The organism is Halomonas sp. GXIMD04776 (assembly GCF_049808615.1).
Taxonomy (GTDB): domain Bacteria; phylum Pseudomonadota; class Gammaproteobacteria; order Pseudomonadales; family Halomonadaceae; genus Modicisalibacter.
Window position 1 is genome coordinate 37,321 of sequence record NZ_JBNCAN010000003.1, and the last position, 19,608, is coordinate 56,928.

Here is a 19,608-nt window from a genome sequence, read left to right on the forward strand (position 1 = left end):
ACCCGAGAAGGACGACGCTTCGCACCATGCTGCGACTAACCAGCATCACCAAGACATACCCGACACCGCAGGGACCGCTCAAGGTGCTGGATGAGGTCGATTTGACCCTTGCAGCCGGCGAAAGCCTGGCCTTGATGGGGGAGTCCGGCAGCGGCAAATCGACCCTCCTGCACCTGGCAGCAGGGCTGGATCTGCCGGACGACGGCAGCGTGCATCTCGGTGCTCAGCGTCTTTCGGCCTTGAGCGAGACAAAGCGTGCCGCGCTACGTCGTGATCAACTGGGGCTGGTGTTTCAGCAATTCCATCTGGTACCGAGCCTGTCGGTGCGGGACAACCTTACCCTGCAGGCACGACTTGCGGGGCGCGAGGACGATGCCTGGACCGAGCATCTGCTCACACGTCTTGGGCTTGCCGAATTCGCCGCGCGCTATCCGGAGCAGCTTTCCGGCGGGCAGCAACAGCGCCTGGCCATCGGCCGCGCGCTGGCGCCGAAACCGCGCCTTCTATTGGCGGACGAACCCACCGGCAACCTCGACGAGGCTGCCGCGGATCAGGTGCTGGACTTACTGCAGACGCTGATCGATGAAAGCGGCTGTGCATTGTTGATGGTCACTCACAGCGCCCGAGTCGCCGCGCCCATGCAGCGCCATCTGATGCTCCAACGCGGCCGGCTGATGGACATGCCCCAGTGAATACCGGCTCATCAAGCGTGCTGCGCACGACCCTTGCGACCCTGCTGTCGCACTACCGACGCCATCCGGGTCAGCTAATCATGCTATTGCTGGGGCTCTGGGTCGCCAGTGCCCTCTGGAGCGGTGTGCAGGCCATCAATGCCTCGGCCCGAGAAAGCTACGCCCGGGCCGAGGCGCTATTCAGCGCGGACCTCGATCGTATCGAGCGCCGCGATGGTGCGGCCCTGACGATAGACGACTATCTCACCCTTCGGCGCGCCGGCCTGCCTGTCTCACCGATCATCGAGGGTGAGTTGTCCTTGGCCAAAGGCGAGAGCCTGACGCTGATCGGTATCGAGCCCTTGAGCCTGCCCGGTGGCGGGCCCCTGGCGCAGCAGGATGGTGATGCAGACTCCCTTCGCAACTGGTTGATTCCGCCTTATCGCGTGCGGGTCGCACCGGACAGCCTCGAAAAGGCCCGCATGCTTGACGATTTGCCACCGCTAGAGCTCGATCCCGATCTGCCTCCGGCAACGCTGGTAACCGATATCGCCGTCGCTACTCGGCTACTGAACATGGACCGGCGCATCACGCGACTGGTGATTGCGCCGGATCGGAAGATCGAACTACCACCGGCATTCCTGCGCATCTCAACGGAAGCGCTGGCCTCGCCGGGGCAGCTCGCCGACAGTTTCCATCTCAATCTCACCGCCATGGGCCTGCTGGCTTTGGTAGTGGGGCTATTCATCGTGCATGCCGCCCTGGGGCTGGCGCTGGAGCAGCGTCTGGGCTTGCTGCGCACCCTGTGCGCCTTAGGGGTGCCGGCGCGGACGCTGATCCTGGCACTGGGGCTGGAACTGTTGCTGATGGGGTTGATCGGCGCGCTGCTGGGTATCGTGAGCGGTGTCATCTTGGCACAGTTGCTGTTGCCGGACGTGGCGGCGACCCTGGATGCACTTTACGACACCACGGTCAGCGGTACGCTGGCCCTGCCTTGGCACTATTGGCTGGGGGGCCTTGCCATCACGCTTGGGGGGCTTTTCAGTGCCGGGGCCAGCATGCTGTGGCGCGCCGCCCGGGTGAACGTGTTGGCCCTGGGCCAGGCCCAAGTCTGGCGCTCTCGCCTGCGTGGCCAATTGCGGCTGCAGGCGTTGCTCGGCGGCGGATTGCTGGCGGGCGCTGCGCTTTTATGGTGGCAATTGAGCAGGCCTGGCGGCCATCAGGAGTTGGCCTTGGGCTTTACCTTGGTAGCGTTGTTGCTGCTGGGAACTGCGCTTTGGTTGCCGCCCTTGCTAGCGGGTGTGCTTGGTTTGCTGGCCAGACGTCTGCCCCGGCGTGCCGCGCTACTACAATGGAGCCTGGCCGATCTGCAGTTGCAGCTTCCACAACTTTCCTTGGCGATGATGGCCTTGCTGCTGGCCCTTTCTGCCAATCTGGGGGTAGGCAGCATGGTGGGTGGCTTCCGTTTGACCTTTCTTGACTGGCTCGATCAGCGCTTGCTGGCGGATCTCTACGTGCGTCCCTCCGCGGAGCAGTTTGATGATCTTCGATCCTGGCTACAGGAGCGTTCCGAGGTGGCCACCCTGCTGCCAACTCGTTCTGCCGAGACCGAGCTGATCGGGAGCGACGCCGACGCCGCGCCGGTCGCACTGTTCGGCATCGTTCCGGAGCCCATTCTGCGTCGCCACTGGCCGCTGCTCGACACCCTGGAAGGTCGTGAGGCCGCCTGGGATGCACTGAATCAGGGAGCGATCTTCATCAACGAGCAGTTGGCTCGACGACAGGGCTTTGAAACCGGCGATACACTGCAATTGAAAAGTCCGACGGGGCTGATCACCTTGAACATTGCGGCCGTCTATCCGGATTATGGCAACCCGCGCGGCGAGATCGCACTGCCGGTGTCGCGTCTGGCCGAAGCGTTCAAGGCGCCTCCGGGTACGCTAGGCGTGGTGCTGGCGCCCACGGATGACCGGTCACAGACCCTTGAACGCCTGCAGAATGCGTTGCGCGAACGTTTTCGCCTGACCAGCGAAGGAACAGATGGGACGCCGCTGATCGATCAACAGGCGCTCAAGCAGGTGGCTACCGAGGTATTCGAACGTACCTTCACCATCACTCGTGCGCTCAATGTGCTGACCCTGGGCGTCGCCGGGCTGGCGCTGCTGACCACTCTGCTGGCTCAGGCCGAGGCGCGCCGCGCCCAACTGGCCCCGCTTTGGGCGCTGGGTGTGGCCCGACGCCAACTGGTCCTGCTCCAGCTCGGTCAACTGGTGATGGCTGCCCTGGGCACCGCGCTATTGGCGATCCCCTTGGGACTACTGCTGACCGGTGCCCTGGTAGCGGTCATCAACGTGGCCGCCTTTGGCTGGCGTTTGCCACTGCATGTGTTCCCCGGGCAAATGATCGTGACCGTTACACTGGCGGTGGCCGTCGCGGCTCTGGCTGCTCTGATTCCAGCCTGGCGCCTGTGGCGTGTGCCGCCGCGCCAGCTATTGCAGGAGTTCGCCGCCGCATGAAGCGTCTTCTGATCGCCTTCTCGCTGGTTATCGCCGCGCTGCTGATCGGCTGGCAGCTCTGGCCCGAGGACGCGCCATCCACCACGAGCTATGCAGGACTGGGGGAAAGTGTTGGCGACTTTCGTCAGGCGCGACCCGGCACGGAACTGAATTTCCCCGCCGATCATGGACCGCATCCGGACTATCGCATCGAATGGTGGTATCTGACCGCCAATCTCATCGCAGAGGATGGGCGGCATTTTGGCGTGCAGTGGACTTTGTTCCGTCAGGCGATGGCGCCTACCGATCCACAATCGGAAAGCGAAATCCCCTGGGCCAGCCGCCAACTCTGGATGGCCCACGCAGCACTGTCGACGCCCAAGGATCACCGCTTCAGCGAACGCTTCGCCCGGGGAGGTATCGGCCAGGCCGGGGTTGATGCAACACCTTTCGATGCCTGGATCGATGACTGGTCGCTAAGTACAGTGGACGGCACCGCAGGCTTCGATCACTTGAAGGTAACGGCGCAAGGGTCGGATTTTGGCTATCGGCTGACGCTTGACGCCGAGGGGCCGCTGGTACGCCATGGTGAGCAAGGATTCAGTCAGAAATCCGCCGATGGTCAGGGCTCGATGTATTACAGTCAGCCGTTCTTTCACGTCAGCGGCGAGATACGGGTCGATGACAAGCCTATCGCCGTCACCGGTCGCGCCTGGCTGGATCGGGAGTGGAGCAGCCAATTGCTGGGGCCGACCCAGAGCGGCTGGGACTGGTTCTCGCTGCATCTTGCCAACGGTGCCAAGCTGATGGCATTTCGCTTGCGTGGCGGGGGCGAGGATGGAAACCAGAGCTATCTCTCCGGCAGCTGGATCACCCCTCAGGGTGACGCAATCCCTCTTGAAGGCGATGAACTGCGCTTGACCCCGCTTGAGTACCAGAAGGTGGCAGAACGTGAATTACCCACTCGCTGGCGTGTAGAAGTACCCGAACGACATCTCGATGTAGAGGTGCGCGCCCGCCATCCGAATCAGTGGATGGACACCTCCTTCGCCTATTGGGAAGGCATGGTAAAGGTCAGTGGTAGCCATGGCGGTGAGGGGTATCTGGAGATGACCGGCTACGCCAGTGAGTGAGGCGATGACGAGACTAAGCTACGCTAATGTTGACCCATCATCATGAACGAAGAGGAGCAGAACATGGCGATATTTACCGAACAACATCCCGGCGTCGATACCCATGTACCCCCGGAAACCTCCGGCTTCACCCTTAACCATACCATGCTGCGTATCAAGGCTCCCGAGCGCTCTTTGGCCTTCTATAGCCATGTATTCGGGCTACGCGTGCTGCGCAAGCTGGATTTCCCCGAGATGCAGTTCACGCTGTACTTTCTGGCCCGAGTGGATGTAGACGAGACGGTACCCGACGAGATAGGTGAGCGCACTACCTGGACGTTCAGTCGACGAGGCGTACTCGAGCTGACCCATAACTGGGGCACCGAAAACCAGCCCGATTTCGCCTATCACGACGGCAACGCCGAGCCTCAGGGCTTTGGTCATATCTGCTTCTCGGTGCCGGATCTGTCGACGGCCATGCACTGGCTCGAGAGCAATCAGGTCGAGTTCGTCAAGCGCCCTGAAGACGGCAAGATGAAGAATGTCGCCTTCGTCAAGGATCCGGATGGCTATTGGATCGAGATCGTCGAGCCGGCGTTGATGAGCAAGATGGGCCAAGGCTGAACAGAGCGGCACGAGGCCGGCGTGAGCCGTGCCCCGTGCTTAACACTCAGTCATTCAGCTTTTTCAGCGTTCCCTCCTTGTGGGCCGCTACGTGATCGGTCTTGTCGCTCTTGATCTCGTACTGCGGCTCCTCCGGGGAGGCGCGCCGATTGTGGCCCTTGTAGTCGAAATCTTCGGTGTGCACCTTTGTGATGACGCCACTCACATGACCAGCTTCGGAATTCCAGGTCACATGATCACCTACCTTGAACTTGGCCATGGTTTTATCCTTCTTGAGATAGATCAAACGCTTCCTGCAATGCCGGCCAGGCGGGCTCACCGTTTCTGGTAGTCACCCCTTCAACGAAGGATTTGACCTTTTCCGGGTTCTTCTTGATCCACTCCAGAGCCACTTCCTCCGGGTCACGATTCTCGAAACCGAAGCCCAGGATCATCTCACTCTGGTCGTCCGCGGAGATCACGACCTGATCGAGAAACTTGGAGACATTGGGATGAGAGTCGGCAAAATCCTTGTTGAGCAATGTCTTCACATCGCTGCGTCCGCCATTCGGCCCCCACAGATCCTTGGGGTCGTCGAGGTAGGTAATGTCGTACTCGATGTTCATCCAGTGCGGGGTCCAGCCGCCAAATACGACCCACTCGTCGTTGCTGATGGCGTCTTTCACCACGCTGAGCATGCCCGGGGTCGATGTCTCGGAAAGATCCCAGTCCCCCAGGCCATAGATATCTTCATCCACTCCACGGTTGAGGATCTCGCTCATTCCCGAGCCGGCCTCGATATTGTAGACAGTACGACCGAGACGCTCGGCGAACTCTTCGTTGTCCAGATCTTCGGCGGAGGTCAGCCCCGCCTCGGCGACATAGCTCGGCACCGCGAAACCCAGTCGTGCACCGTCGACGTTGTTGCCTAGATCAACGATGGTACCTTTCTCCATGCTCGGATCGTACATGGGCTGCTGGGCGGGCAACCAGGCGGCGAGAAACGCATCGATCTCGCCCAGATTGAGCGCCTCGTAGGTGATGGTGGAGCCGATCTCCTGCTGGCTGGGCTGATAACCCAGCGCCTCGAGCAGCTTGGATGCCATGGCGGTCTTGACGGTGACTCCTGGCCAGGCCGGTGCGGAGAAGCGCACGCTGGCGTCTTCCTGCTGCGCCATGGCGGTAGCGGGAACTACCAAAGGAAGTGTCAGAAGCGCCGAACCGACAATGAGAGGCAGCGGATAGCGTTTCATCATAAAAGAACTCCTTCGCGTTCAAGTAAACAATGTTTATTATTTGCGCCAATGACTATAACACTGTTTTATCGTGAGGCTGGCTACCGCCGTTCTCGGCTCCCGTGCCTTGATAAACCACAACGGAGACGCTATACGGCACCCTCCTTCATCAGCCTGCCTATGTACTCTGCCTGACGCACCGCCAGGGCAACGATGGTCAGGGTTGGATTCTCCGCTGCCGAGGTGGTGAATTGGCTGCCATCCGAGATGAACAGGTTGGGGATGTCGTGCGTCTGACCATGCCCATTGCACACTCCGTCCTGCGCCTTCTCGCTCATGCGGCAGGAGCCCAGATTGTGGGTCGAGGGGTAAGGTGGTGTCAGATAGATGTCCTTGGCGCCTACTGACTCGTACAGCTTACTGCCCTGCTGAAATGCGTGTTCGCGCATGGCGACGTCGTTAGGATGATCGTCGTAGTGCACGTTGGCCACCGGCAGTCCGTAGGCGTCCCTGGCCTGCTCGTTCAGGGTGATGCGGTTGCTCTCTCGCGGCATGTCTTCGCCGACCAGCCACATGCCGGCCATGTGATCGTACTGATCCAGCGCGCCGGTGAACTTGCTGCCCCAGGCGCCGGGATCGAGGAAGGCCGCCATGAACGGCAATCCCAGCGACAGCGTTTCCATCTCGTAGCCGCCGACGAAACCACGCGAGGGATCGTGCCGCGCCTCTTCCGAGATGATGCCGGCCATGGTCGTGCCACGGTACATGTGTACCGGCTCCTCGAAGGTGGCATACACCGAACCGGTCATGTGGCGCATGTAATTGCGCCCGACCTGGCCGGAGCCATTGGCCAACCCCTCGGGGAATGTCGAGGACGCTGAGTTGAGCAACAGTCGCGGCGTCTCGATGGAGTTGCCTGCCACCGCCACGACCCGCGCCTGCTGGCGTTGCAGGTCGCCATTGGCATCGAAGTAGGTCACCCCGGTGACACGCCCCGAGTCGTCGTGCTCGATGGTGGCGACATGCGACTGGGGCCGCAGTTCCAGGTGTTTGGTGGCAATCCCCGCCGGCAATTCGGTGTATAGCGTCGACCACTTGGCACCGGTGCGACAGCCCTGGAAGCAGAAACCGCGCTGCTGGCAGGAAGCCCGGCCATCGCGGATCTGGCTGTTGATCGCCATGTGCCCGGTGTTGCATTCATAGCCCAGGTTCTTGGCGCCAGCATACATCACATGGAAGTTGTTGTTGCCGGGCAGGCCGGGGATGTCATTGGTGCGAGTGACGCCCATGCGATCTTCGGCATTCGCGTAATAAGGCGCCAGGTCATCGTAGCCAAGCGGCCAGTCGAGCAGATTGGCGCCCTCGACGGCCCCGTATTCGCTGAGCGCGCGGAATTCGTGAGGCTGAATGCGCAGACTGGCGCCGGCCCAGTGCACCGTGGTGCCTCCCACCGCCTTGACGATCCACGCCGGCAGGTTGGGAAAATCCTTGACCAGACGAAAGCTACCGGAAGTGGTGCGGTTGTCCAGCCACGCCAACTGGCTGAAGGACGCCCATTCGTCGGCGAGGAAGTCGTCGCGGGTATGCAGCGCACCGGCTTCGAGCACGACCACGTCAATGGCCTGCCGGGCCAGTTCGTGGGCCAGGGTACCGCCGCCGGCGCCGGAACCGATGACCACCACCACCTCCTTGTCGTCGAGAGCGAAGTGCGCTTGTTTATCGAGCATTGCCATGAGGTCTCTCCTGATTGTTATTCTGATTTGGCATCTTAGGAGGCCGCTTTGCCGGGCATGAAGCCGTCCTCGGGCTGCGGCGGATCAGGCAACCAGGTCAGGTCGCTGAAGCCGTTGTACAGATAACCGACATCGCCCTCCTTGCCCTGATAGCCGAAATGCGCGAAGGCCAGCGGGTTGTTGTAGAGCGAGACCACGGCGGTGGCGCGAATCTTCTCGAAGAACGGCGTGCCTTCGAGGGACTTGATGCGCTGGAACTGATCCTGCCGGTCCAGTGCCAGCCAGTCGCCGCTGGCGTCGTCATCGAGGGATGCGATCCCGCCCTGGAGCAGCTCGCGGGTCTGCTCGGCCTCGGCGACCCGGTCCAAATCCTTGACCACGAAGGCATAGACCGCATCCTCGAGGGTGGCATGTGGAAACATCTGCTTAGTGATTTCGAGCAGGACTTCGCCCTGGCGAGAACTCAACGTCTGAAGCGGCATCGCCCAACTGCGGCTGGGCGCCAGCAGGGCGATGGGACCACTGGCAAAGGCCAATGTCCCGACCAGGGCACCGCCGCTCGCCTTGAGAAAGACACGGCGTGACAGGTGGGAGCATGAAGAAGGGTATGAAGAGCGGCGTGATAGCATGTGGATCTCCCCATGGGCGGGCTGGCAGGGGCCTTGCAAGCTGGCTGAGGCATGCCTCCCGGTTATCGTTGTGGATGCAGAGACGCAAAGGTCTCTTAAAGAGAATAGGCGGTCGTCGCGATCTGTAGATAACAGCAAACTGCTATTTAGCCTAAGGTCGTAGGCGTTTTACCGACGCATACAACTCCTGACAAATGGCTCAAGCGGCTTTGAGACGCTAGTCTGTAAACAGTGATCTTCAATTCGAGTTGCTCATGCACCTACTGACCCAACCGCGCTACCGCTTCTGGATCGCCTTGCTCACATTCACACTGCTCACCGGCTGTGCCGGACGTGAAATGCGCATTCAGGAATATGACCAGGAGCAGGCCGCGCTTTCTCTCGAGCGCGCGATGATCCTGGCCAGTGCCCGTCAGGCGCTGGGTATTCCCTATCGCTATGGCGGGACGACCAGGAGTGGCCTGGACTGCTCGGGGCTGGTGCAGATGGCCTACGCAAGCGCTGGCATCGAGGTGCCACGCACCGCCAATCAGCAATTTTCCCGCCTGCCAGAGCGCGACACGATTCGTCCCGGCGACCTACTGTTTTTCGGTTCCGGTAGTAAAGCGACCCATGTGGGCATCTATCTTGGCGATGGGCAGATGGTTCACGCCCCCGGCAGCGGCCGTCAGGTCACCACGACCCCGCTACATCTCGACTATTGGCAAGACCGCTATCTCGGCACGGTCGGCCCCGCCCCTTGAATGACACCGATTCGCCCGCATGTTCAAGTCGGTAGTTCGAGATTTCAAGCCGTCGCGAGCAGGATGTTCTACGCTTGTGGGAGCACGCTGATTCAAGGAGATCGTATATGACGGATCAACCATTTTTGACCGATGTTAAAACACTTCGCGAACGTGCGCGGCAGCACATTGAAAAGGGTGCCATCACGGAAGGCTACAAGGCCGACCGTGAAAATGTGATCAATATTCTCAACGAAGCCCTGGCAACCGAGATCGTCTGCACCCTGCGTTACAAGCGCCACTACTATATGGCGGATGGGCTGAGTGCGAACATCGCCAAACAGGAATTCCTGGAGCACGCCCAGCAGGAGCAACAGCACGCCGATTGGCTTGCCGAGCGCATCGTGCAGTTGGGAGGCGCGCCAAACTTCTCACCGGAAGGCCTGCAGAGCCGCTCCCACGCTGAGTATGTGGAAGGCTCTGATCTCAAGGAAATGATCAAGGAGGATCTTATCGCCGAGCGTATCGCTATCGATAGCTATCGCGAGATCGCTACCTATCTGGGCGACAAGGACCCGACCTCGCGGCGCATCATGGAAGATATTCTCGCTCAGGAAGAAGAGCACGCCGACGACATGGCGGGACTGCTCGAGGGCCTTGATCGATTGCCTACCAATAATGCGTGAGCGTCACTGACGGCAGTCGGTTCACCTATCGTTCATCCGACAATAAGGATCTAATCATGTCTTTACGCCTTGGGGACACAGCCCCCGACTTTACTCAGGACAGCACCGACGGCCCTATCGAGTTCCACAAGTGGGCCGGTGACAGCTGGGTGGTACTGTTTTCGCATCCTGCGGATTTCACCCCCGTGTGTACCACCGAGCTTGGCGAGGTCTCGCGTCTCAAGCCGGAGTTCGACAAGCGCAACGTCAAGGCCATCGGGCTTTCCGTGGATCCCGTGGAAGATCACAAGGCCTGGGCCGGGGATATTCAGGAAACCCAGGGCCACGGCCTGAACTTCCCGCTCTTGGCGGATGGCGATCGCAAGGTGAGTGACCTTTATGACATGATCCATCCCAACGCCAACGACTCACTGACCGTGCGCTCGGTGTTCATCATCGATCCCAACAAGAAGGTGCGCTTGACCATCACCTATCCGGCTAGCACCGGCCGCAATTTCCCCGAAATCCTGCGAGTGATCGACAGTTTGCAGCTGACCGATGGCTATAAGGTGGCGACTCCGGTTAACTGGACCGATGGGGACGACTGTATCATCGTGCCTTCGGTTCCCAACGAGCAGGCCAAGGAGCTATTTCCTGAAGGCTGGGACGAGAAGAAGCCGTACCTGCGCATGGTCAAACAGCCCAACAAGACCTGACCGTTCATCAATAACCGATCGCCAACAAAGTGGAACGCCGACTCTTTGCAGTCGGCGTTTTTTGGCTCGGCTGTCCTGATTCGGCTATCCCTGCTCAGCAAGCCTATTTCAGAGAGTGGGCCGCGCCTTGATGGCGACTCGCTGTTCATGGAAAGCGACAAGTAGACCGCTGGCGATGATTACAGCGGTACCCACATAGACCCAGGTATCGGGTAGCTCGCCCCAGATTAGCCATCCCAGCAATACCGCCCACACCATCGCCGTGTAGTCGAAAGGCGCGGCGATCGATGCCGGCGCATGACGAAACGCCAGGGTGATGAACGACATGGCCGCCACCCCCAGCATGCCGGCACTGATAAATCCCAGCCAATGCACCAGCTGGGGCGGCTCCCAGAACAACGGCAGCAACACCGCACTGACGATCAACGGCACCAGGGTCACATAAAAAACCATGGCCCAGAGATGCTCGCGTCCCCCATACAGACGAGCAGTGATCATCAATAGCGCATAGCAGATGGCCGCGAGCAGTACCACCAACGCCCCGACCTGAAATCCCGCTGCTCCGGGGCGCACCACGATCAGCACACCTGCAAAGCCAACGAAGGCGGCGATCAGTGGCAAGGGTTCGACCCGCTCACCCAGCAGAGGTACCGAAAGCAATGCGATGAATAGCGGTGCGGCGAAGGCGATGGCGGTAACCTCCGCCAGAGGCAGCAAGGAGAGACCCACGATGAAACTGAACGTGATGACGGTGGCAATCAGCCCGCGCAGCAAGTGTATCAGGGGGCGTCGTGTGCCCAAGGTACGCAGGCCGCCGTTGAAGTGGGCTATCAACATGATCAGCGGAAGCGCAATCAGCATACGAAAGAAGACGATCTGTACGGGAGCATAGCTTGCGCTCAGCCATTTGGCCACGGCGTCGCCCAGGGCCAGAAACAGCACACCGAGACACATATAGACGATGCCCAGCGCGGTCTGTGACATTCAGCATTCCTTGATGGGAGATAGAAACTGTAGATGCTCGAAAAAACTGCCTGGATAGCTTGGTGCAGCACACCGGGCAATACGTTCTGGACAGCTACAAATGCTGCAATGCAGCGGTTACAGTTCAATGTTCATTACATGCCCCACTTCTTAGTATGGGCTTTTTAGCCATAGACTTTAGTAAAATCCCATTAGCATCCTACTTATTTTGATGAGATCAGCATTGAAAAAGCCATTCTTAAAAAAACAGTGTTATACCGATTTGCGCTTCTCTTGAATCACGTGCTGACGCTAACGCCCATCCTTTCAGTTTTAATTTTTATCACCGGATATAGATTTTTACCAATTTTTATAAACAGTTACCGATAATAAGTCGTGTTGAGACACATTCGCGCTTTTTAGGTACATTACCGACCTTAAGCCAACACATACTTATATTAAAACGTTTCAACCGCATTTTTTGACCCTGATACCCCTGTTTAAATAATACTGCTAGCATCAGTTTTTAACATTAAATAACATTCCAAATGTATTAAAAATTAATAACCAAGAACTAAAAAAACCACCCTTCCACAACCTCAATGTCAGGTTGGGGTGCGCAGGTTGTCACCTTATGATGGCGACACTATAGCGGCTAAAAGTTAACTTTTGTGTATAGATGTATCTTTGTACGCAACCAAGAAGCTTGCAACAAGCACGCTCGAAGACTGCCTGAAGGGCTGGGAGACAATCATATGACAAAAGGATGGTGGACACTCCTGTGCCTGTCCAGCCTGCTGAGTGCCGGCACGGTGGCGGCACAGGAAGGCGATCTGGATGCACGACGCGAAGCTTGGGTAGTCAAGGCACGCCAAGGCCAGATGGATGAAGCCATTGATGGCTTGGCTAATCTTTACGCCATGACGGGTGATCGCGCAGTCCTTGATGACCTCATCGCCCTGCGCCTTCGTGATGGTCGCTACCAAGAAGCGCTCGACACCTGCAAGAATTGCAACATCGAGGATTACTCCAGTGTCAGCCTGGAAGCGCTCGGTGTGGCCGCACGACGTGCCGGCAAGCTGGAGCAGGCGCTGGAGTTCTACCAGACCCTGACCATGCGGGAGCCCAACAACCTGCAAGGCTGGTTAGGACTAGTGCTGACCAACGTCGATCTGGAAAATTACGAATCCGCCAGCTTTGCGCTGAGCCGTATCGAGGAACGCGTCGGGCGCAGCGCCGACTGGGCTCAGGCACGTGCCTACCTGGCCGCGCGCACTAATGACACCATCGCCGAGTTGCAAGCACGCCAATTTCTTGTCGAAAACGAACCACAGAATGAAGAAGACATTCAGGCGCTTTATCGCACGGCGGTAACCCTTGGGGCCGTCGACGCGGCGGAGCGTTTGATGCGCGAGCATCCAGAGGCCTTCACCACCGCGGATCGTCTGTGGCTGCGTTTTTACAACGCCCAAGGCAAGCTGCGCCTGGCTGAACAGCTGGATGAGCCCCAGCGCGCCGAAACGGCGCTGGAAGAATTGAATGTCGTCATCAACTCTCAGGAGGCAGCCAAAGGCCTCGTACAACGCGCCGAGTACGACAAGGTAGTGGCCTTGACCCAACTGCGCCGTTTCCAGGAAGCCGAGACACTGGCCATGGACCTTGAGCGGCGCTATGGGCAGTTGCCTGCTTATCTTCAAAAGGCTCGCGCCGATACCTTGATGGGCCTGCACCGGCCGAACGAAGCCGCGCGGCTCTATGAGAAGTTGATCGCGTCCAGCCCCGGTCTGGCCCGAGACACGAATAACCCCATGTATGAGCCGCTGGTGTATGCCTACGCCGACGCTCAGCGTTACGACGAGGCCCAGGCAACTCTCGACAAGTGGAAGAAGGAGGAGCCGGCGACGCGTTGGGACTTCACCGGCAGTCAGCGCATTTCCAATCCCAATTTCGCTCGGGTGCAGCAATTGGAGACGTCGCTGCTGGCATGGCGTGGCGGTGAAGAGCGCGCTGACGAGCGTCTTGCACGACAGCTTGATCAGGCGCCGGGCAATGCCTGGCTCTGGAAGAGCCAGGGCGATCTGAAGCGCTGGCGTGGCCTGCCGCGCCAAGCCGAAAAAAGCTACCAGCGCGCCGCGGGATTGATGGCGCCGGACAATCGCCGTGAGGCGGAATATGGCGTGCTGCTATCGCGGCTCGATCGCGGTCAATGGCGCGATACCGTGACGGCCATCGAAGGGAAAGTTGTCCAGGACCCACCCACCGCCGCCCGGGACGAGCTTGAGCGCGAATTGCGCGAGCAACGTGCAGGCGGGCTGATCGCCGAGGCTCGGCGGGGCGATAGCAGTGGGGGGGGCACGCAGAGCTCTCGCGACTGGACCTACGAGACACGTCTCGAGGCCCCGCGCAACGACAACGGCTCCCGTTTCTTTGCCCAGCGCATCGGCCAGTTCGGCGAGTACGATGACGACTCCTTGTACGCCGCCTACAACGCCGTGGGTTACGAACTCAACCTCTATCCCGCCACTCTGTCCTTGTCGGCTGGCCGGGGTGCTCAACTCAACGACGATGCGCTCTTGTGGGGGGCGTTGAATTACGCCTTCTCGGACCACTGGTCCACCCTCGTCAATGTCGAACTCAATACCGCCGAGACCCCGCTGCGTGCCCTGCGTGATGGCGTCAACGCCGATCTCTACGGTGTCGAGGCACGCTATACCCGAGACAAATCGGGTTCCGGCGGCATCGGCCTGACCTTTCTGGATCTCGAGGATGGCAACCTGCGCCGCGCTGTCACTGCCAATTGGCAGGAAGCGTTCTATCGATACGATCGCTGGCGCATCGATGGGGAGCTTTTCGTCGGCACCTCGCACAACGACAAGGTCGAAGCCAGTTACTTCAACCCCCGCCGCGACGCCAGCGCCGACGGTGAAATCGATATCAGCTATCTGTTGCCATTGGGTTATCGCAAGGCGTTCATCCAATCCCTGACGCTAGGCGGCGGCACCTACTGGCAGGAGGATTTCGGCAGTGATCCCACCTGGCAGATCGGTTATCAGCACGGCTGGGAGCTGGAGCCGGACTTGACCTTCAAGTACGGCATTTCTCGTCAAAAGAGCGTCTATGACGGCTCTCCCGAGTACGGCAACTTCGTCACTGCTGGTTTCGAATGGAGATTTTTGTGAGCAAATGGATTCTTGCCCTGTTGGCATTTTCCCTGGTACTGCCCGTCTTCGCCGCTCAAAAAGGCGATCAGAAGGGCGACCAAAAGGCCGGAGAGTACAGTGTCATCAGTTATCACGACATCATCGATGTCGCCCAGACACCGGATCTGAAGATCTATCCGCAGACCATCACCCGGGACATGCTGGTCAAGCAGTTCAACCTGATCGATGAACTGGGCTATCAGCCGGTGAGCTTTCAGCAGATCCTCGATGCCAAGGCCGGTAAGAAGCCATTGCCGGACAAGGCCGTGCTGCTGACCTTCGACGATGGCTATCGCAGCGTCTACGACATCATCTTCCCCCTGCTGAAGCTATACGACTATCCGGCGGTGGTTGCGCCGGTAGGCAGCTGGATGGAAGTGCCTGCAGGCGGCGAAGTGCCTTATGGCGACATCATGCTGCCCCGGAAGCGTTTTTTGAGCTGGGAGCAGCTTCGTGAGCTAAACGACTCCCCCTTGATCGAGGTGGCCTCGCATACCTACGACATGCACTACGGCATCATCGGCAATCCGCAGGGCAACCAGGAGCCCGCGGCGACCACGCCGAAGTGGACTCCTCAAGGTTACGAAAGCGAAGACGAATACGTCGCACGGGTGCATGACGATCTCGCCAAGGCGCGGCAGCAGCTCGAAAACAAGCTGGGCGAAGCGCCGCGGGTCATCTTCTGGCCCTATGGTGCCTATAGCAACGCCACATTGGATATTGCCGACGACGTCGGCATGCCGCATACCTTCAGCCTGCTGGGCAAGATCAACACTACCGATGAAAGCACCCGGGCCATGGGCCGCTTTCTGGTCGATCAAGAGACCTCGATGGAAACCTTCGAGGAATACCTGAGTGGCGGCACCTGGGATCGCAAGACCGAGCGGGTCGTGCATGTCGATCTCGATTATGTCTACGACCCGGACGAGGCGCAGCAGAATCGCAATCTCGACAAGCTACTCGACAAGATCAAGGCTCAAGGTATCAGTACGGTCTACCTGCAGGCCTATGCCGATGCCAATGGCGACGGTGTTGCCGAGGCGCTCTACTTCCCCAATGATCACTTGCCGGTCAAGGCCGATCTTTTCAATCGTGTAGCCTGGCAGCTCAAGAAGCGCTCCGGCGTCAAGGTCTATGCCTGGATGCCCGTGATGGCCTTCGATCTGGGCAAAGACCACGAGTACGTCAGTGATGTGCGCACGGGAAAACCAAACGAGGAGCAGTACCTTCGCCTGTCGCCCTATGTCGAACGCAACCGGGAGATCATTGCCGATATTTACCGTGACTTGGGGCTATACACCAAGTTCGACGGCGTGCTGTTCCACGACGATGCCTTTCTCAGCGACTTTGAGGATGCCGGTCCGGCGGCATTGACGTGGTACCAGCAAAAGTGGGGGCTTCCCGATGCCATCAGCGAGATCCGCCAGCAAGAAGCCTTGATGACACGCTGGACCCGGCACAAGACTCGGTTTCTGATCGATTTCACCAAGACGCTCGGCAAGCAGGCCAACTATTACCGCATGCTCGACGATGATCCGTTCGCCATGGCGCGCAATATCTACGCGCAGCTCGTACTCGACCCCGAAAGTCAGCGCTGGTTCGCCCAGGACCTCGAGGCATTTGGCCGAGCCTATGACTATACCGCCGTCATGGCCATGCCCTACATGGAAGGTGCCGAAGATCCCGACGCCTGGCTTAAAGAATTGGCAAGGAAGTCGCTCGACAAGGTACCTGCCAACAAGCTGGTCTTCGAGTTGCAGGCTCAGGATTGGCGTGATCAGACCCCCATCCCGAGCGAGCAACTCGCTCACTGGATGGAGGTCATTCGCCAGGCCGGTATCGAGAATTACGGTTACTACCCCTACGACTTCCTCAATGGGCACCCGGAGATAGACGTACTGAGGCGTAACTTCTCCTTGGCCACAGATTTGAGGGCTTCCCAATGAGCGCGATGGAGTTTCTGGCGCTGTTCACCATTGGCTATCCCAGCTTCATGGCGACGGTATGGATCTGCGGCGGGATCTATTACTTCTTCCATTGGGAGCGGGGCCAGATACGCATTTCGGGAGCGGCCAATGATCCCGACGCCCCCAGGGTCACGATACTCGTGCCCTGCCACAATGAGGGCGTGAACATCAATGAAACCATCGATCATCTGTTCCGGCAGAATTACCTCAATCTTGAAGTCATTGCCATCAACGATGGCAGTCGTGACGATACCGGCGAGCGCCTCGATGCCCTGGCGCGCAAGCATCCCGGCCTCAAGGTCGTGCACCAAGCCAATGGTGGCAAGGCCAGCGCCATGAATAACGGCCTGGACCAGGCCAGTGGCGAGATCATCGTGGGTATCGATGGCGACGCCATACTCGATTACGACGCCGTGAGTTGGATGGTGGAGCATTTCATCGACAGCCCCCATGTCGGCAGCGTCACCGGCAACCCTCGGGTGCGCACCCGCTCTACCGCGATCGGCAAGATCCAGACCGGTGAATTCTCATCGATCATCGGCCTGATCAAGCGCGCACAGCGTATCTACGGCATGGTATTCACCATTTCCGGGGTCATCTGCGCCTTTCGCAAGAGCGCCCTCGAGAAGGTCGGTGGCTGGAGCACCGATATGATCACCGAGGACATCGACGTCAGTTGGAAGCTGCAGCTCAACGGCTGGCATATTCGCTATGAACCCCATGCACTGTGCTGGGTGCTGATGCCCGAATCATTACGCGGCTTGTACAAGCAGCGCCTGCGTTGGGCGCAAGGGGGCGCGGAGGCCTTTCTCAAGCACCTAGGAACGGCACTACGCTTTCGTAATCGTCGTTTCTGGCCACTGCTTGCGGAATACCTGGTGAGCGTCGCCTGGTGCTACTCGATGCTGACCTTGATGCTGCTATGGGTCGTCAACCTGACCTGGTCGGTACCCGACTGGGACTCGGTGACGGCGGTGCTCAACTGGTCCGGTGGCCTGCTGATCATCCTGTGCCTGCTGCAGTTCTGCGTGAGTTTTTCCATCGACAGCCGCTATGACCGGGAAATGATCAAGTGTCTGTTCTGGTGTATCTGGTATCCGTTTTTTTACTGGCTGCTGAACATGGCCACTGTGGTTGTCGGGTTTCCCAAGGCGCTGCTTAGACGCCGTGGCCAGCCCGCCATCTGGAGTAGTCCTGATAGAGGAGAGTCTTTTCGTGAGCAATAAACTTGAGTCAATGGTCATCAACAATCCTCAGCGCCGCACCTGGGGTTATCGCTTACGCGATATCAGCCTGGTATCGGCCACCTTCGCGTTATGGGTGTTGTTCATTACCCAGACCTATCTCACCGTGACCAGCAGCAACTTCCTGGCGGAACAGGCCTATGTGCTGAGAATTCTCAAGCTCACCGCCATCGACTTCGTTGCTGTGTTCGTGATTCTGCATGCCTGGGTGCTCTATGAGCGTGTGCTGTTCCGTTTGAGGCTGCGCGCCTATCGGCGCTCACTGGCACAGCAGGAAACACAACCCAAGCTTGAAGCGAAGCCTGCCGAACCTCAAGCTACGGCATACTCTCGCGAAGCTTCCGGACATCGCCAATTCGCCACTTCTTGATAACGCGAAGCAGTGATTAACGACACGTCGCCCCGCCCCTACGAACTGAAATTCGGGGCGGGGCGATACGTTTAGGCTCCAACCTGCGCTTTGACCTGATCGACGATATGCGCGCCGATGGGAATCGCCGAGGTGGCCGCCGGCGATGGCGCGTTGCACACGTTGACGGTGCGCTGGGTGTTGACGAACAGGAAGTCGTCGATCAGCTTGCCGTCGCGAGACACCGCCTGGGCGCGCACGCCGGCAGGATAGGGCTGAAGATCGTCCAGGGTGACGCTCGGGCAGTACTTCTGAACCTGGGCAAGATAGCCTCTCTTGTACAGCGAGTTCTTCATCTCGATCAATCCCGGGCGCAAATTGGCTTTCAGCACCTTGAGAATACCCGGATTGGTCAACATTGCCGCACTGTCAGCCAGTGAGATGTCGCTCTTCCGGTAGCCCTCACGCTTGAACGCTAGCACCGCGTTGGGACCGACCGTGACGCTGCCGTCGATCATGCGCGTCAAGTGCACACCGAGAAACGGCATCGACGGATCGGGAATGGGGTAGATCAGATGATTGACGATGCGGTTGTGCTCGGCCGGTAACTGATAGTACTCGCCACGAAACGGACAGATGGTGAAGCCCGGGTCGCGGCCCAGCATGCGCACCACGCGATCCGCCATCAATCCGGAGCAGGAGACCAGGTGACGCGTCGTGAGCTCGCCCTGGTCCGTCGACACGACGACCTCGTTGGCACGCTCCTCGAGGCCGGTGACCGCTGTGGAATAACGAACCTCGCCCCCGGCCGCCTCGAATTCACGCCCCATGGCCGCGGTGACCTCGGCATAGCTGACGATACCGCTGGAGGGAAAGAAGATACCGCCGATGCCGGTGATGTTGGGCTCGCGCTCGCGCAGTTCCTCAGCCTCAAGCCAGGTGCGCTCCAGGCCGTTGGCCTCGGTGCGCTCCCATAGTGACTGCATGCGCTGCATTTCAACCGCATTGGTGGCCACCAGCAACTTGCCGCACTCATCATACGCAATGCCATGGGCCTCGCAGAACGCCTTGGTGGCGCGGTTACCCTCGAAACAGAAGCGCGCTTTCAAGCTGCCCGGGGTGTAATAGACGCCCGCATGGATCACGCCGCTGTTATGGCCGGTCTGGTGCTGGGCCGGACCACTTTCTTTCTCGACCAACACCATTTTGCGCTCGGGATAAGCTTGAATCAGTTGCATGGCGGTGGACATGCCGAGTATGCCGCCGCCAATGATGATGAAGTCGTACACTAAAATGCCTCGCGT

At 59.2% G+C, this 19,608-nt stretch carries 17 protein-coding genes; 11 read left to right on the forward strand and 6 right to left on the reverse strand.

What is annotated here, in order from left to right:
- The first annotated feature begins 26 nt into the window (after positions 1–26).
- The 4 genes from ACPF7Z_RS02530 to gloA all read left to right on the forward strand — a co-directional run bounded on the left by ACPF7Z_RS02530 (position 27) and on the right by gloA (position 4,902).
- Positions 27–692 (forward strand): ABC transporter ATP-binding protein, encoded by a 666-nt coding sequence (locus tag ACPF7Z_RS02530; RefSeq protein ID WP_425191588.1) that lies wholly within the window; start codon positions 27–29, stop codon positions 690–692.
- Positions 689–3,187, forward strand: a complete 2,499-nt coding sequence (locus ACPF7Z_RS02535; protein ID WP_425191589.1) for an FtsX-like permease family protein — start codon at positions 689–691, stop codon at positions 3,185–3,187. Before ACPF7Z_RS02530 ends, ACPF7Z_RS02535 begins: the two co-directional genes overlap by 4 nt.
- Entirely contained in the window at positions 3,184–4,299 is a 1,116-nt protein-coding gene (locus ACPF7Z_RS02540) for a lipocalin-like domain-containing protein (protein ID WP_425191590.1), read from the forward strand. The genes ACPF7Z_RS02535 and ACPF7Z_RS02540 overlap by 4 nt, the downstream gene beginning before the upstream one ends.
- A 63-nt stretch (positions 4,300–4,362) precedes the next feature.
- Positions 4,363–4,902, forward strand: a complete 540-nt coding sequence (gene gloA / locus ACPF7Z_RS02545; protein WP_425191591.1) for a lactoylglutathione lyase — start codon at positions 4,363–4,365, stop codon at positions 4,900–4,902.
- Positions 4,903–4,948: 46 nt separating this feature from the next.
- Here gloA and ACPF7Z_RS02550 read toward each other — a convergent pair whose 3' ends face one another.
- The 4 genes from ACPF7Z_RS02550 to ACPF7Z_RS02565 all read right to left on the reverse strand — a co-directional run bounded on the left by ACPF7Z_RS02550 (position 4,949) and on the right by ACPF7Z_RS02565 (position 8,478).
- A complete protein-coding gene (locus tag ACPF7Z_RS02550) occupies positions 4,949–5,161 on the reverse strand; it encodes a DUF2945 domain-containing protein (RefSeq protein WP_425191592.1) in 213 nt (70 codons plus the stop codon).
- Positions 5,162–5,165: 4 nt separating this feature from the next.
- A complete protein-coding gene (locus ACPF7Z_RS02555; protein ID WP_425191593.1) occupies positions 5,166–6,137 on the reverse strand; it encodes an ABC transporter substrate-binding protein in 972 nt (323 codons plus the stop codon).
- Between the two features lie 128 nt (positions 6,138–6,265).
- Positions 6,266–7,849 carry a GMC family oxidoreductase gene (locus ACPF7Z_RS02560; RefSeq protein WP_425191594.1) on the reverse strand — a complete coding sequence of 528 codons (1,584 nt, stop codon included), beginning with the start codon at positions 7,847–7,849 and terminating at the stop codon, positions 6,266–6,268.
- 35 nt (positions 7,850–7,884) lie between these two features.
- Positions 7,885–8,478 (reverse strand): twin-arginine translocation signal domain-containing protein, encoded by a 594-nt coding sequence (locus ACPF7Z_RS02565; RefSeq protein ID WP_425191595.1) that lies wholly within the window; start codon positions 8,476–8,478, stop codon positions 7,885–7,887.
- A 254-nt stretch (positions 8,479–8,732) separates the two neighbouring features.
- On the opposite strand from ACPF7Z_RS02565, the gene ACPF7Z_RS02570 reads away from it, so the two are divergent.
- From ACPF7Z_RS02570 to ACPF7Z_RS02580, 3 genes are all read left to right on the forward strand, one after another.
- Entirely contained in the window at positions 8,733–9,221 is a 489-nt protein-coding gene (locus tag ACPF7Z_RS02570; protein ID WP_425191596.1) for a C40 family peptidase, read from the forward strand.
- Between the two features lie 107 nt (positions 9,222–9,328).
- A complete protein-coding gene (locus ACPF7Z_RS02575; protein WP_425191597.1) occupies positions 9,329–9,886 on the forward strand; it encodes a ferritin-like domain-containing protein in 558 nt (185 codons plus the stop codon).
- A 56-nt stretch (positions 9,887–9,942) separates the two neighbouring features.
- Positions 9,943–10,581 carry a peroxiredoxin gene (locus ACPF7Z_RS02580; RefSeq protein WP_425191598.1) on the forward strand — a complete coding sequence of 213 codons (639 nt, stop codon included), beginning with the start codon at positions 9,943–9,945 and terminating at the stop codon, positions 10,579–10,581.
- A gap of 108 nt (positions 10,582–10,689) precedes the next feature.
- Here ACPF7Z_RS02580 and ACPF7Z_RS02585 read toward each other — a convergent pair whose 3' ends face one another.
- Positions 10,690–11,565, reverse strand: a complete 876-nt coding sequence (locus ACPF7Z_RS02585) for a DMT family transporter (RefSeq protein ID WP_425191599.1) — start codon at positions 11,563–11,565, stop codon at positions 10,690–10,692.
- Positions 11,566–12,299: 734 nt separating this feature from the next.
- Between ACPF7Z_RS02585 and pgaA the strand changes: the two genes are divergently transcribed.
- Genes pgaA through ACPF7Z_RS02605 form a run of 4 tightly spaced genes read left to right on the forward strand, consistent with a single transcriptional unit; the run spans position 12,300 to position 18,325 of the window.
- Positions 12,300–14,723 carry a poly-beta-1,6 N-acetyl-D-glucosamine export porin PgaA gene (gene pgaA, locus ACPF7Z_RS02590; protein ID WP_425191600.1) on the forward strand — a complete coding sequence of 808 codons (2,424 nt, stop codon included), beginning with the start codon at positions 12,300–12,302 and terminating at the stop codon, positions 14,721–14,723.
- Positions 14,720–16,690 (forward strand): poly-beta-1,6-N-acetyl-D-glucosamine N-deacetylase PgaB, encoded by a 1,971-nt coding sequence (gene pgaB / locus ACPF7Z_RS02595; protein WP_425191601.1) that lies wholly within the window; start codon positions 14,720–14,722, stop codon positions 16,688–16,690. The genes pgaA and pgaB overlap by 4 nt, the downstream gene beginning before the upstream one ends.
- Positions 16,687–17,937: a poly-beta-1,6-N-acetyl-D-glucosamine synthase gene (gene pgaC, locus ACPF7Z_RS02600; RefSeq protein ID WP_425191602.1), complete on the forward strand. Its 1,251-nt coding sequence runs from the start codon at positions 16,687–16,689 to the stop codon at positions 17,935–17,937. The genes pgaB and pgaC overlap by 4 nt, the downstream gene beginning before the upstream one ends.
- Positions 17,927–18,325, forward strand: a complete 399-nt coding sequence (locus tag ACPF7Z_RS02605; protein WP_425191603.1) for a hypothetical protein — start codon at positions 17,927–17,929, stop codon at positions 18,323–18,325. Before pgaC ends, ACPF7Z_RS02605 begins: the two co-directional genes overlap by 11 nt.
- A gap of 71 nt (positions 18,326–18,396) precedes the next feature.
- Here ACPF7Z_RS02605 and lhgO read toward each other — a convergent pair whose 3' ends face one another.
- Positions 18,397–19,593: an L-2-hydroxyglutarate oxidase gene (lhgO, locus tag ACPF7Z_RS02610; RefSeq protein ID WP_425191604.1), complete on the reverse strand. Its 1,197-nt coding sequence runs from the start codon at positions 19,591–19,593 to the stop codon at positions 18,397–18,399.
- Positions 19,594–19,608: the final 15 nt, after the last annotated feature.